Genomic DNA, 13,085 nt, shown 5'->3' with positions numbered 1-13,085 from the left:
GCAGCACGGTGTTCTGTAAGGGGGCTCGCCGCTGGCCGGTGCAGCCCGCCCTCAACGGACTTGTGGTCATCTATGGAAAAGTCGAAGTTTCGCAAAATCGGTATGGGGCTGTTGCTGGTGGTTGTGGCCGGGTTGATTTTCTATACGGTGCAGGCGCCGGCGGAGCCGCCGCAGTACCTGACCGCCAAGGTCGAACGGGGGGATATCGAGAACGCGGTCCTGGCCTCGGGCCTGCTCGAAGGCATCAAGCAGGTGGATGTCGGGGCCCAGGTCTCCGGGCAGTTGAAGTCGCTCAAGGTCAAGGTCGGGGACAAGGTGAAAAAGGGCCAGTGGCTGGCGGAAATCGACCCGCTGGTGCTGCAGAACACCCTGCGCCAGGCCCAGGTGGACGAGGAGAACCTGCAGGCCAAGCGCCGCGCCACTGCGGCCCAGCTCAAGGAAACCAAGGCCATCTACGAGCGCTACCGTGACTTGCAGTCCGACGCCTCGATTTCCCAGCAGGATTACGAGACCGCCGAATCCAACTACGAGGTGCAGCGGGCCAACCTGCTGTCCCTGGACGCGCAGATCAAGAGCGCGCACATCCAGATCGACACCGCCAAGGTCAACCTGGCCTACACCCGCATCGTCGCGCCGATCGATGGCGATGTGGTGGGGGTGGTGACCCAGGAAGGCCAGACGGTGATCGCCAACCAGCTGGCGCCGGTGCTGCTCAAACTGGCGGACCTGGACACCATGACCGTCAAGGCCCAGGTTTCGGAGGCCGATGTGATCCATATCGCCCCCGGCCAACAGGTGTACTTCACTATCCTCGGCGAGGCGGAAAAACGCTACTACGCCAAACTGCGGGGCACTGAGCCGGCGCCGCAGAACTTTCTCGAGACCCAGACCGCCGGCACCCCCAAGCAGAACACCGCGGTGTTCTACAACGCGCTGTTCGACGTGCCCAACCCGGACCATCGGCTGCGCATTTCCATGACTGCCCAGGTGCGCATCGTGCTGGATACCGCCAAGGACGTGCTGATGGTACCGGTGGCGGCCCTGGGCCCGCGCAATGCCGACGGCAGCTTCGCGGTGCGGGTGCTGGACGCCAAGGGCCATGCCCAGGCGCGCAACGTCAGCACCGGGATCAACAACAACGTCAAGGTGCAGATCAAGGACGGCCTGGCGGAGGGTGACCGGGTGGTGATCGGTGATCCGCTGCCCGGCACGGCAGGGGCCTGAGCATGAGCGAGCCCCTGCTGCACCTCACCGGCATCAGCCGCAGCTTCACCGCCGGGGATCGGGAGTTCCTGGCCCTCAAGCACATCGACCTGAGCATCCAGGCCGGGGAAATGGTGGCGATCACCGGGGCCTCGGGGTCGGGCAAGTCGACCCTGATGAACATCCTCGGCTGCCTGGACTATGCCACCGCCGGCAGCTACAAGGTCAACGGCCGGGAAACCCGCGACCTCGACGACCAGGCCCTGGCGGAACTGCGCCGCGACTACTTCGGCTTCATCTTCCAGCGCTACCACTTGCTGCCGCACCTGAGCGCCATGCACAACGTCGAGATGCCGGCGATCTACGCCGGTACCCCGCAAGTCAGGCGCCATGGCCGGGCCCGGGAACTGCTGGCGCGCCTGGGTTTGTCCGGGCACCTGGGCCACCGGCCCAACCAGCTCTCCGGCGGCCAGCAGCAGCGAGTGAGCATCGCCCGGGCGCTGATGAACGGCGGCGAAGTGATACTCGCCGACGAACCCACCGGTGCCCTGGACACCGCCAGCGGCAAGGAGGTGATGAACATCCTCCAGGAACTGCACGGCCTGGGGCACACGGTGATCATCGTCACCCACGACCCCAAGGTGGCGGCCAACGCCCAGCGCATCATCGAAGTGCGCGACGGCGAGATCGTCAGCGACCGGGCCAACCCGCGCCCGGCGGACGAGGCGCCGAGCGAGCCACCGGTCAGCGTGCGGCCCGCCGGTGCGCGGCGCCTGGTGGCCAGCCTGGGGCTGTTCAAGGAGGCCTTCGTGATGGCCTGGGTGGCGCTGGTCTCGCACCGCATGCGCACCCTGCTGACCATGCTCGGGATCGTCATCGGCATCACCTCGGTGGTGTCCATCGTGGCCATCGGCGAGGGCGCCAAGCGCTACGTGCTCAAGGACATCCAGGCCATTGGCAGCAACACCATCGACATCTTCCCCGGGGCCAGTTTCGGCGACAGCCGGGCGGCGGCGATCCAGACCCTGATGCCCGCCGACGTGACGGCCCTGAACCAGCTGTACTACGTCGACAGTGCCACGCCCATGGTCGGCCGCAGCCTGTTGCTGCGCTACGGCAACATCGACCTCAACGCCACGGTCAACGGCGTCAGCCACCTGTATTTCCAGGTTCGCGACATCAAGCTGGCCAGCGGCATTTCCTTCAGCGAGAACGACGCGCGGCGCCAGGCCCAGGTGGTGGTGATCGACCACAACACCCGCAACCGCCTGTTCGGCCCGGATGTCGACCCGCTGGGGCAGGTGATCCTGGTGGGCAACCTGCCGTGCACGGTGATCGGCGTGACCCGGGAGAACAAGAACATGTTCGCCGCCAGCAACCTGCTGAACGTCTGGCTGCCCTACGAGACCGCCGCCGGGCGGGTGCTCGGCCAGCGCCACCTGGACAGCATCAGCGTGCGGATCAAGGACGGCCAGCCGAGCAAAGTGGTGGAGGAGCATGTGAAGAAGCTGATGGAGCAGCGCCACGGCACCAAGGATTTCTTCACCAACAACCTCGACAGCATCATGCAGACGGTGCAGCGCACCAGCCGCTCCCTGGCCCTGCTGCTGTCGCTGATCGCGGTGATTTCCCTGGTGGTGGGGGGAATCGGGGTGATGAACATCATGCTGGTGTCGGTCACCGAGCGGACCCGGGAGATCGGCATCCGCATGGCGGTGGGGGCCCGGCAGTCGGATATCCGCCAGCAGTTCCTGGTGGAGGCGGTGATGGTCTGCCTGATCGGCGGGGCCATCGGCATCAGCCTGTCGTTCGCCATCGGCTACCTGTTCACCCTGTTCATCAAGGAGTGGGAGATGGTGTTTTCCATGGGGTCGATCATTACCGCGTTCGCCTGTTCGACCCTGATCGGCATCGTCTTCGGCTTCGTTCCGGCGCGCAACGCCGCGCGCCTGGATCCCATCGAAGCCCTGGCCCGGGATTGACAGGCCGTAGACCGAACCGCCGGCGCTGGGGCCGGCGGGGGTTACAGGGCCAAGGCCGGATCAGGCCGTCGGGGTTTCGCTGCTGTGCGGCGCTTGTTCCTCGGGCGAGTACATCCAGCGCAGCAGCGAGTGCCGGCCACTGATGCCGAGCTTGATGGCGGCGCGCTTCAAGTAGCTTTCGACGGTATTGACCTTGAGCTTGAGCTGCTCGGCCAGCTGCGGCGCGGTGCGCCCGGCCAGCAGCCCGACACAGACCTCCAGCTCGCGGTTGGACAGGCGCAGCCCGGACTGTTCCAGGCGCGCGGCAAAGCGCAGGCGCAGGCTTGCCAGGCCCTCGATGGCGGCACTGTCCTGCTCGGCGGCATCGCCCCGGGGCTGCAGGGCGCTGATGTGTTTTTCCACCATGGGCAGCAGCAACGGCGAGATGTCCTCCAGCAGCAGGCGTTCCTGGGGGGAAAAGCTCTGGTCCTGGCTGCTGCGGTACACCGAGAGCACGTAGTGGTAGGAGTCCTTGCGCCCGGTCAGGTGCAGTTGTGCCGGGTCCGCGTGGCCGCGCTGGCGTTGCAGCGACGGGCCCGGGGCCGGTTCGCCGGGTTGTTCGGGAAAGCCGGTGAGCAGCAGCGGGTCATTGCTGGCATGGGCATCGCTGTACAGAGGGTGGCGGGTCTGCATCAGGGTGTTGCCGGTTCTGCCGACGGCCTGTTCCGGGTCGGCCCGCAGTTGGGTGATATGGGTGGCGTCCACAGCCAGCTGGGTGAGTATCAGGTCGTGCAGCATGCGCGGAAAGTTGCGGCTGCCGGTGCTGGCGATGACCTTACCAATGTGTGGAAACAGTATTTGTGAGTTCATCATTTCATCCATGAATGTGAAGGTGTGGAGGGGGGCTGCCTTATAGCAACGAGTTTGGGTCAGGGTTGATTTACCTCCTGTTTGCTCTGGGCGACAAAGGGTCGCCTCGTATCCTAGTACAGGGTTGCGGTGGCTGTTTGATGAAGTGCGCAAAATCTTTCACCGCGGGCGCAGCGGTGCGGTGCTGCGTTGCACAGCACCGGGGCCGGGCTTGCAGGTGGGCCGGGTTACGGGCGCTTCTCGCAATTGACCATCCATGGCACACCAAAGCGGTCCACCAGCATGCCGAAGCGCTCGGCCCAGAAGGTGGCTTCCAGGGGCATCTGCACGTTGCCCTGTTCGGCCAGGGCGGCGAATACCCGTTCGGCTTCGGCGGCGTTGTCGATGTTCAGCGAGATCGAACAGCCGTGGATGCCCAGGTAGGGCAGCTCAGGGGTGGTGTCCGAGCCCATCAGCACCTGGTCGCCGACGCTCAGGCGGGTGTGCATGATGCGTTCGTGACAGTCGGCAGAGATGTGATCACGGGCCGGGCTTTCACCGAAGGTCATCATCATTTCCAGGGTGCCGTTCAGGCATTGGGCATAGAAGGTGAAGGCGGCCTTGCAGGTGCCGTTGAACACCAGGTAGGGGTTGATTTTCATGCTGTGCTCCGGTCGCAGGTAACGGGCAGGCACGCGGGCCTGTGGACGAACTTCCATAGCAAAGCCGCTATCGGCCCTGCGCGGAGGTTTTTTTATAGATGGTTTTTCCATGCTCGCCCGTGGCGATATAACCGTCGCCGCGCCATTGGGGGCGCGGCGGCGGTGCGGGCGGGGGTTACAGGCGCGGCTGCTCCTGGGGCGTGCCGAGCAACTGGTGCAGGGTGTTGATCAGCGCCTGCTGGCGCAGCCGGTCCTCCTGGTGCCGGGCTTCGGCGGCGGCGACATCGGCGTTGCAGTGCGGGCAGGTGCTTTCATGGGCGTGGATGTACTCCAGGCAACTGCGACACAGGGCCAGGCGCGGCGGGATGCGGCCTTCCTCGGGCGACGCCTGGCCCTGGTTGACCCAGGCCAGCTTGATCACCTGGCCGCTGTCGTTGACGCTCGATACCGCCTCGCCGGTGTCGATGCGTTCGGTGATCAGGTCGAAACGGCCCACCGAGAACGACGCCGGGCCGGCGTCTTCGAGCTTGACGATGCGTTCGCGCAGGCCCTTTTTCGCCAGGTCCAGGGTCCGGTAGTGGCAGTAGGGATTGTTCCCTGGCTTGCCCAGCAGCGAGTGCGAGGTCCAGGTGCAGCCGCCGCGGCAGACATCGTTGTAGTAACAGGTGCGGCAGTAGCCCCACAGGTCGTCCACCGAGCGCAGGCGGCCGAAGTGGATGCCTTCGCTGTAGTGCCAGATGTCGTGCAGGCTCATGCTGCGCACGTTGCCACCGGAGAAACCCACGGTGGCCAGGGACGGGCAGCCCTTGACCGTGCCGTCGGCCTCCAGGGCCAGGACCGTCTGCCCGGCGGCGCAGCCGCTCCAGTGCACGCGGTCGTCGCCGAAGCCGCGCCACATGTGCTCGTAGGGGCCGTAGTAGCCGATGTTGTTGCCCACATTCATCAGCAGCCCGCGCTCGGCGCCTTCGCGGTACAGGCGCGCCAGCAGCGGCATCACCTCCAGCAACTGGTAGGGCTGCAGCAGCAGCTCGGGGTGATCCACCGCATTGCCCATGGCCACGGTCAGCTGGATCTGCCAGTGGCTGGCGCCGGCATCGATGATCAGCTCCATCAGGGCCGGCAGGTCGGGCAGGGTGGCGGCGCCGATCTGCGTGTTGACGCTGACCTTGAGCCCGGCCTGCTTGGCCCGGCGCAGGGTATCCAGGGCCTTGTCGAAGGAGCCGGGGACATTGCGCACCGCGTCATGCAGCGGCGCCAGGCCATCCAGGGAGACGCCGACGCCATTGAGCCCGGCATCCACCGCGGCCTGCATCTTGGCCGGGGTCAGGTTGCGCCCGCCGGTCTGGATCGCCACGTACATGCCGTGGTCGTGGATGGCCTGGATCAGCCGCGTCCAGTCCTTGCGCAGATAGGCTTCGCCACCGATCAGGGTGACTTCCCGGGTGCCCAGGGCGGCGATCGAATCGATCACCGACAGGCATTCCTGGGTATTGAGTTCGCCCGGGCGCCGATGCCCGGCGCGGGAGCCGCAATGCAGGCACTTGAGGTCGCAGGCGAGGGTGATTTCCCAGACCACATGCACCGGGACAAAGCGCTTGAGGTCGGTTTCGCTGAGGTAGCGGGCGGGGAGACGGTCTGACATGAGAGTTCCTTGCGCACCCGGCGGTGCGCGGCACCAACCCATCGAAATAGGCGCGCCTTCCTTGTGTCGCAATGGCGCGGTCGTTTTGTGGCAGCCCCCGGGGCCGCGGCGGGCGGCCCCGGGGGCTGGTGGTCAGCGCTGTTCCAGGCGGCTGATTTCTGCCTGCAACTGCTGCACCGCCTGGGTCAGGTTGTCAGCGTTGGCCAGTTGCTGCTCGCCCTGGGCCACCAGTGCCTTGAGCCGCGCCAGGTCGCCGCTGGCCTGGGCCTGCTGCAGCGCCACGGCATACAGCGGGTGGCGCACTTCGGCGGCCGGGCCGGCCTGGCTGGCGTAGTCCGCCGCCTGTGCCTGCTCCACCGGGGCCGGGCTCACGGCGGCGTGTTGCACCACGTGCCAGTGCCCCTGGAACTGGTACTTGTAGCTGGCGAAGCCGCTGGCCCAGTCCAGGCCGAGGATGCCCTGCAGGTGGAAGGTCTCGGCGATCTGGCTGGTGGGGCCGCTGGGATTGCCGGCCAGGCTGAGGATGATGTGCCCCTCGCTGGAGGGGTCGAGCTTGACCTGGGAGTAGTCGCCCCACACGTCGGCATGGAACTGCACCGGTGGCGAGGTGCTCTGGGTCACGCGGGCAACGCCGCTGACGCGTTTCTTCGGGGTATCGACCAGCAGGTCGAGGGTCAGCACCGGCCCACCGATCACGGGGTTGGCGACGATGAGGCGGGTATGGAACAGTCCGATTGTCATGCTGCAACTCCTTATCTTCTTGAAGACATCAGGTTCGATGGACGGCCGGGCTCAGCGCCGCTCCTGCTGGCTGATCTCGGCCTTGGCGGCCACCAGTGCGGTGCGGATCAGCGGCAGCTGTTCCAGTTGCTGGGTGGCGACCTTGTGCAGGCTCTTCATCTGCGCCAGGTCACCGCTGGCGATGGCACCGTGGATCGGCGCCCCGTACAGCGCCGAGATCGGCGGCAGCGGATGGTTGGGCTGGCCGCGGTGCAGAGGGGCCGACAGGGTGCTGGACTGCACGGTTTCCTGCAGGTGGGCGGGCACCTGGTTGACCGTCACCCAGCTGTGGCCGTTGTAGTACTGATAGTTGGCCACGCCTTCCTTCCAGTCGTCGCTGACCACCAACTGCAGCTTGAAGTTGATCACCGAGTTCGACCCCGGGCCGCCCTGGTTGCCCTGGGCCGTGATGAGGATCTTGCTGGTGCTGGGCGGCATGACGGTGAGGTAGGTGTACTGGCCCCAGACATCGCTGTGCAGGTCCAGGGGCGGGTTGACCGCCTGGGTGATGCTGGAAGTGCCGCGCACACTGTGTTCCGGGGTATAGGCCAGCAGGTTGAGGATCAGGGTGGGTGCGCCGGGTTGCGAGGTGCCGATTCGGTAGCTCAGGGGGAACAGGCCTTCGGCTTGCGAGTAGTTGCCGGACATTTACTTTGCCTCCATTCAATGACAGGGGAACCGCGATCAGCGGCGTTCCAGGCGGGCGACTTCCTTGGCCAGCTGTTCGTAGGCGTTGTGCAGATCCTTGGGTTCGTTCCTGGCCGGATCGCGCTTGGCCAGCAGGGCTTTCATCTCCGGCAGCTTGCCTTCGCTGATGGCCGACTGGATGGCGACTCCGTAGGGGGGGATCACATGTTGGGATGCATTGCTCATGGCGTTTGCCTTCCGTGGGTGTGGATGGGGTGCTGCGCTACTCGGCAGCTTTTGCAGTTAAGCAGCGCGGGTGGAATTGGCAGGGTAATGGCACATTGATTTTGTGGGTTTCCGACCGGTGGATTCACGGTCGGTAAAGGGTTGATTTTGGAGACATTCCAAAGGGCGATATGCAGGTGGGAGGTGATTGCGGATGGCGATAGGAGGGGGTGAGAAAGGGGGGCGAGCGTAGGCACCGGCTGCCGGCGAAGAGGCCCTCGACAGCCATGCATCGCCCTGGCCGGCGCCTTCGCTGGCAAGCCAGCCCCTACGGGGTGTCAGTGCGCTCGGACCACCCCCAACTCCTCCAGCCGGCGCCGGGTCTCGGCCGCCGTCACATGATGAATCGCATGCCACCCCAGCGCCGTTGCGGCGACGATATTGGGCGCATGGTCGTCAATGAACACCAGTTCCTCGGGGGCCACCCCCGGCAAATGCGCACGAATGCGCCCCAGGGTCGTGTGATAGATCTCGGCATCCGGCTTGATCTGGCGCTCTTGCCCCGACACCACGATGTCGCGAAAGCGCTGCAGAAACGGGTAATTGTCCCAGGCATAGGGAAAGGTTTCCCGGGACCAGTTGGTCAGCCCGAACAGGGGCACCTGCGCCTGGTGCAGTTCTTCCAGCAGGGCCACGCCCTGATCCAGTGGCCCCTTGAGCATTTCCGGCCAGCGCCCGTAATAGGCCTCGATCAAGGGGGCATGGTCGGGATGTTCGGCCACCAGGCTGCGGGTCGCCTCGGCCAGGCTGCGGCCGGCGTCCTGCCGGGTATTCCAGGCCTGGGTGCAGATGGTGTCGAGGAACCACTGGCGGCGCTCATCGTCGGGGATCAGCTGGCGGTACAGGTGGTGCGGGCTCCAGTCGAACAGCACGCCACCAAAATCGAAAACCACGGCACGAATCGTCATGAACACGTCCTTTTGAGCGGTTATGGGCCAGGCGCTATCCTGCGACGCTGCGCAGCGCAATGCAATTTTCCGCTGGCCATTGGTCCGCTTGCCGGCACCCTTGGAACGGATCGCGATCCAACCCCTGTATCCGGCCTTTTCCAGGCTGGCACAGGAGCTGCCCATGACTGCCAAGAACCCCACGGGGCCGCGCTCGTCCGAGCATGCCTCGAATCATCATGACCCGGGTTTCGACCCCGATTCGCCAGACCTGGCCGACCCCCAGGTAGACCCGGTAGGCCCGGCCAGGGCACCCCTGGACCGCCCTGAACCCGAGCACCGGCGCAAGCGCTCGCGGGCCTACGATCCACTGGCCAACCTGAAGAAATGACCGCGGCACGCCGACATGCGGCAGTCGTCGGGCCGTTCTGCGGGTGTAAGGTAAAACGGCCAAGCCCCAGGCACGCTGACAAAAAGGAGGTGTCCATGAGTACGCCGCTGCTGAACAAGCTGCAGATCAACGGTTATCAGGTATTGAGCGTCAACCACGGCCCCTGGAAGGTCTGCACAGCGGGTGACCGGCTCGCCACTTTCGGCACCCGGGAAGAAGCCCTGGCCTTTGCTGCCGCCTTGCCGGTGCGCAGGGCGTCACCGGCCACCCAGCATCGATAGCGCCCGGTAGAAAAAAAGCCCCGATCGGTTCGGGGCTTTTTTGTGTCCGGGCTGCTGCCAGCGGCGGGTCAGTCGACAATCACCGGCTCGTTCGGATCATCGCTCAGGCACACGGTCAATTGCTCCCCGGCCTTGTTGAACGCGCAGCGGGGCAGGGATTGCTGCTTGATGAAGCTCAGCGGTGGCAGGATGAACGCCGCCGCCAGGACCAGCGCCCACAGGGTTTGCAGAAACAGCACATCGGCGCTGGTGGCGGCGGGCCGTGAGACGAGGCGTCGGCGCCAGTAGAAGTACAGGCCGCTGATAACGAACAGGCACACGATGCCCATCATGTAGTCCAGTTCCCAGTCCTGGGGGCTGAAGGAGCGGCTGCCATCTTCATCATCCGGGTAGGTGAGCCGCCACCAGGCCCCCAGCAGCAAGGGCACGAGCCCGGCCATCAGCCAGGCCATGCGCGCGCCGGGCATCCGGGTCAGCAGGGCCAGGACCAGGCCGATCAGGCACAGCACCCAGGCAAACAGGTACAGCTGAAAACCCATGGCGCCGCCGAACAACGTGCCGCTGACATCCCGCGGTTGCATCATTTGCACGTCGCACACCAGCATCACCGACAGCGGGATGGCAACGACGATCCAGCACAGAGGGCGGTAGAGCCACAACCACAGGGTAAACAGGCGAGACATGGGCACACTCATCAAGGTCGAGAAAAGGAGGAATGAAGTCAGGGGGACGCTCAGTCGACAATCACCCGGGTGCCAGGGCCCAGGCATATGCTCAACTGATTGCCGGCCCGGTCGAAGGCGCAATAGGGCAGGGGCTTGCGGGTGATGGCCTGCAGCGGTGGAAGGATGAAGGCCGCCCCCAGCACCAGGGCCCACAGGGTCCGCAGCAACAGCAGCTTGCGATGGGCGGGCGGACGCGGTTTGAGCCGCTGCTGGCGCAACAGGTAGACCCCGCTGTAGACCAGGGCAAAACCGAAGACGATCACGTAGTCCAGCTCCCGGGCCTGGATGCTGAAGATCAGGTTGCCGTCGAAATCATCCGGGTAGTTGATCCGCCACCACAGGCCCAGCAGCAACTGCACCAGCCCGGCGACGATCCAGGCCAGGCGCGCGCCGGGTACCCGGGTCAGCAGCGCCAGCAACAGGCCCAGGACGCTGAGGGCCCAGCCGCCCAGGTACATCAGAAAACCCATGGAACCGCCGAACAGGGTGCCGCCGACGTCCCGGGGGACGATCAGGTTCAGGTTGCAATGGATCATGGTGGCCGTGGGCGCGGCGACGGCGATCCAGCACAGCGGGTAGTAGAGCCGGGACCAGAGGGTGTACAGGCGGGACATGGGCAAACTCGAAGTGGGTGATTTGCCCCGGGCCATGGCCGGGGGCTGTGGGACTCATGGATGTCGGCCAGGGCTGCTGCGCAATGGGTGTCAGTCAGCTGAAAAGCAGCAGGGTGCCCGCACTGAACAGCACCAGCGCCAGGCTGATGCCCGCCAGGGGAATGCGAAACCAGTAACGGATGGCCAGCACCCACAGGCTGGCGAGAAACCCCAGGCCGATCAGCAGCAAGCCACGGGCCTCCAGCAGCAGGGCCGGGTGCAGCCAGGCGAGGTAGCCATAGACCAGGCCGAACAGCATGGCGCCCAGGCTGTGGCTGGCGTTGAAGCCGACCCAGGCCCGCCACAGGCTGGTCTGGCGGGTGATCATCGGTGACACCTGGCGCATGCGTTCGGCCAGGGCCGGGTCCCGGGGCTGGAATTTGTCGGTGGCGAAGGTGTAGATCAGGTGCAGGGTGCCGAGCAGCAGCACGATGGCTGAGCTGGCGATGATCAGGGCGGGGGCCAACACGTTTCTTCCTTGGGCGGTGCTCGGGTGCGCGGAGTATGCCGGGCCGCCCGGGGTTTTGCACCTGCGGGCGGCGGTTTTTTGCCAGCACGGGGCAGGGCGCCGGGCGCCCTGCCCAGGGGCTCAGAAGTGCTCGGCGTCGAGGCCGAACAAGGAAGCGCTGCCGGCGCGGATGCTCTGCTCCAGGCTGAGGATGCGCGGCAGCAGGCGGCTGAAGTAGAAGCGCGCGGTGGCCAGCTTGGCGCCGTAGAAACCGTCGTCCTCGGAACGCTTGTGCTCGGCCACCTGGGCCATGCGCGCCCACAGGTAGGCGTAGGCCACGTAGCCGAACAGCTGCAGGTATTCGACGCAGGCGCTGCCCACCGCGTTGGGGTTCTGCGCCGCCTGTTCACGCAGCCAGTCGCTGAGGTCTTCCAGGCGCTGCACCGCGTCCAGCAGCTCGGCGGCGTAGGCGGCTCCGGGCAGGTAGGCGTAGTCGCGGATCTCGCCGGTGAACAGGCGCAGGGCCACGCCGCCGTTGCCCACCACCTTGCGCCCCAACAGGTCCAGGGCCTGGATGCCGTTGGTGCCTTCGTAGATCTGGGCGATGCGCACATCCCGCACCAGTTGCTCCTGGCCCCATTCGCGGATGTAGCCGTGGCCGCCGAAGATCTGCTGGCCCAGCACGCAACTGTCCAGGCCGGTGTCGGTGAAGAACGCCTTGGCCACCGGGGTCAGCAGCGCCACCAGGGCCTCGGCGTTGTGCCGCTCATGGGGCTGGTCGGCGAACTTGGCCAGGTCCAGCTGCTGGCCGACGTAGCTGGCGAAGGCCCGGCCGCCTTCGGTCATGGCCTTCATGGTCAGCAGCATGCGCCGCACATCGGGGTGGACAATGATCGGGTCGGCGATCTTGTCCTTGGCCACCGGGCCGGCCGGGGAGCGGCTCTGGATACGCTCGCGGGCGTAGGTGCGGGCGTTCTGGTAGGAGTTCTCGGCGCAGCCGATACCCTGGATGCCGATGGACAGGCGCTCGTAGTTCATCATGGTGAACATCGCCGCCAGGCCCTTGTTGGCCTCGCCGATCAGCCAGCCGGTGGCGCCGTCGAAGTTCAGCACGCAGGTGGCCGAGGCCTTGATGCCCATCTTGTGCTCGATGGAACCGCAGCTCACCGCGTTGGCCGCGCCGAGATTGCCGTTGGCGTCCACATGGATCTTCGGCACCAGGAACAGCGAGATGCCCTTGGGCCCGGCCGGGGCGTCCGGCAGCTTGGCCAGCACCAGGTGGATGATGTTCTCGGTCAGGTCCTGCTCGCCGCCGGTGATGAAGATCTTGCTGCCGCTGATGCGGTAGCTGCCGTCGGCCTGGGGCTCGGCGCGGGTGCGGATGATCCCCAGGTCGGTGCCGGCGTGGGCCTCGGTGAGGCACATGGAACCGGCCCAGCGGCCTTCGTACATCGGCGGCAGGTACAGCTGTTTCAGCGCTTCGCTGGCGTGGGCATCGATGGCCAGGCAGGCCCCGGAACTCAGGGCCGAGTACAGGGCGAAACTGGAGTTGGCGGCGTAGAGCATTTCCTCGAACTGCACCGCGAGCATCTTCGGCATGCCCATGCCGCCGTAGGCCGGGTTGCCGCTCAGGCCGACCCAGCCGCCCTGGATATAGGTGCTGTAGGCCTCCTTGAAACCGGCCGGGGTGC

The 13,085-nt window shown here is 65.9% G+C and carries 15 protein-coding genes; 4 read left to right on the top strand and 11 right to left on the bottom strand.

Translation table 11 applies throughout. The annotated features are described in order from the left end of the window. Positions 1 to 72 precede the first annotated feature (72 nt). Positions 73 to 1,224, top strand: a complete 1,152-nt coding sequence (macA, locus tag F6S12_RS16930) for a macrolide transporter subunit MacA (RefSeq protein ID WP_011060449.1) — start codon at positions 73 to 75, stop codon at positions 1,222 to 1,224. A gap of 2 nt (positions 1,225 to 1,226) precedes the next feature. Then, positions 1,227 to 3,185 (top strand): MacB family efflux pump subunit, encoded by a 1,959-nt coding sequence (locus tag F6S12_RS16925; protein ID WP_041117091.1) that lies wholly within the window; start codon positions 1,227 to 1,229, stop codon positions 3,183 to 3,185. Between the two features lie 60 nt (positions 3,186 to 3,245). Here the strand turns inward: F6S12_RS16925 and F6S12_RS16920 are convergent, their stop codons facing one another. From F6S12_RS16920 to F6S12_RS16890, 7 genes are all read right to left on the bottom strand, one after another. Further along, the gene (locus F6S12_RS16920) at positions 3,246 to 4,034 is read right to left on the bottom strand and encodes a helix-turn-helix transcriptional regulator (protein WP_041752100.1); all 789 of its coding nucleotides are present in this window, start codon (positions 4,032 to 4,034) and stop codon (positions 3,246 to 3,248) included. 227 nt (positions 4,035 to 4,261) lie between these two features. Further along, a complete protein-coding gene (locus F6S12_RS16915) occupies positions 4,262 to 4,675 on the bottom strand; it encodes a VOC family protein (protein ID WP_011060452.1) in 414 nt (137 codons plus the stop codon). A gap of 175 nt (positions 4,676 to 4,850) precedes the next feature. After that, on the bottom strand, positions 4,851 to 6,317 hold the full coding sequence (locus F6S12_RS16910; RefSeq protein ID WP_026020220.1) for a GDL motif peptide-associated radical SAM/SPASM maturase: 1,467 nt from the start codon (positions 6,315 to 6,317) through the stop codon (positions 4,851 to 4,853). A gap of 132 nt (positions 6,318 to 6,449) precedes the next feature. Next, entirely contained in the window at positions 6,450 to 7,058 is a 609-nt protein-coding gene (locus F6S12_RS16905; RefSeq protein ID WP_011060454.1) for a DUF1842 domain-containing protein, read from the bottom strand. Between the two features lie 51 nt (positions 7,059 to 7,109). Beyond that, a complete protein-coding gene (locus F6S12_RS16900) occupies positions 7,110 to 7,745 on the bottom strand; it encodes a DUF1842 domain-containing protein (protein WP_315869114.1) in 636 nt (211 codons plus the stop codon). A 36-nt stretch (positions 7,746 to 7,781) separates the two neighbouring features. Continuing rightward, on the bottom strand, positions 7,782 to 7,970 hold the full coding sequence (locus F6S12_RS16895) for a DUF1843 domain-containing protein (protein WP_015634943.1): 189 nt from the start codon (positions 7,968 to 7,970) through the stop codon (positions 7,782 to 7,784). A gap of 317 nt (positions 7,971 to 8,287) precedes the next feature. Beyond that, the gene (locus F6S12_RS16890) at positions 8,288 to 8,917 is read right to left on the bottom strand and encodes an HAD family hydrolase (RefSeq protein WP_011060457.1); all 630 of its coding nucleotides are present in this window, start codon (positions 8,915 to 8,917) and stop codon (positions 8,288 to 8,290) included. A 163-nt stretch (positions 8,918 to 9,080) separates the two neighbouring features. Here F6S12_RS16890 and F6S12_RS16885 point away from each other — a divergent pair, with 163 nt between their 5' ends. Both F6S12_RS16885 and F6S12_RS16880 read left to right on the top strand, forming a co-directional pair. Beyond that, positions 9,081 to 9,287 carry a DUF6021 family protein gene (locus tag F6S12_RS16885; RefSeq protein ID WP_015634945.1) on the top strand — a complete coding sequence of 69 codons (207 nt, stop codon included), beginning with the start codon at positions 9,081 to 9,083 and terminating at the stop codon, positions 9,285 to 9,287. 95 nt (positions 9,288 to 9,382) lie between these two features. Beyond that, positions 9,383 to 9,568 (top strand): hypothetical protein, encoded by a 186-nt coding sequence (locus F6S12_RS16880; RefSeq protein WP_025130118.1) that lies wholly within the window; start codon positions 9,383 to 9,385, stop codon positions 9,566 to 9,568. Positions 9,569 to 9,636: 68 nt separating this feature from the next. Here the strand turns inward: F6S12_RS16880 and F6S12_RS16875 are convergent, their stop codons facing one another. The 4 genes from F6S12_RS16875 to F6S12_RS16860 all read right to left on the bottom strand — a co-directional run. Continuing rightward, positions 9,637 to 10,251 carry a hypothetical protein gene (locus tag F6S12_RS16875; protein ID WP_025130117.1) on the bottom strand — a complete coding sequence of 205 codons (615 nt, stop codon included), beginning with the start codon at positions 10,249 to 10,251 and terminating at the stop codon, positions 9,637 to 9,639. A 50-nt stretch (positions 10,252 to 10,301) separates the two neighbouring features. Continuing rightward, on the bottom strand, positions 10,302 to 10,907 hold the full coding sequence (locus tag F6S12_RS16870; protein WP_169893974.1) for a hypothetical protein: 606 nt from the start codon (positions 10,905 to 10,907) through the stop codon (positions 10,302 to 10,304). Between the two features lie 94 nt (positions 10,908 to 11,001). Then, positions 11,002 to 11,415: an LIC_13387 family protein gene (locus tag F6S12_RS16865; RefSeq protein WP_169893976.1), complete on the bottom strand. Its 414-nt coding sequence runs from the start codon at positions 11,413 to 11,415 to the stop codon at positions 11,002 to 11,004. A gap of 120 nt (positions 11,416 to 11,535) precedes the next feature. Then, positions 11,536 to 13,085 (bottom strand): acyl-CoA dehydrogenase C-terminal domain-containing protein (locus F6S12_RS16860; RefSeq protein ID WP_315869113.1); only part of this gene is annotated, 1,550 nt, incomplete at its 5' end.

The sequence above is a fragment of the Pseudomonas sp. JV245A genome, from assembly GCF_032424515.1.
In the GTDB taxonomy this organism is placed as follows: Bacteria; Pseudomonadota; Gammaproteobacteria; order Pseudomonadales; family Pseudomonadaceae; genus Aquipseudomonas; species Aquipseudomonas protegens.
Note: the sequence above shows the minus strand (reverse complement) of the source record. Positions and strands in the feature narration are given on the sequence as shown.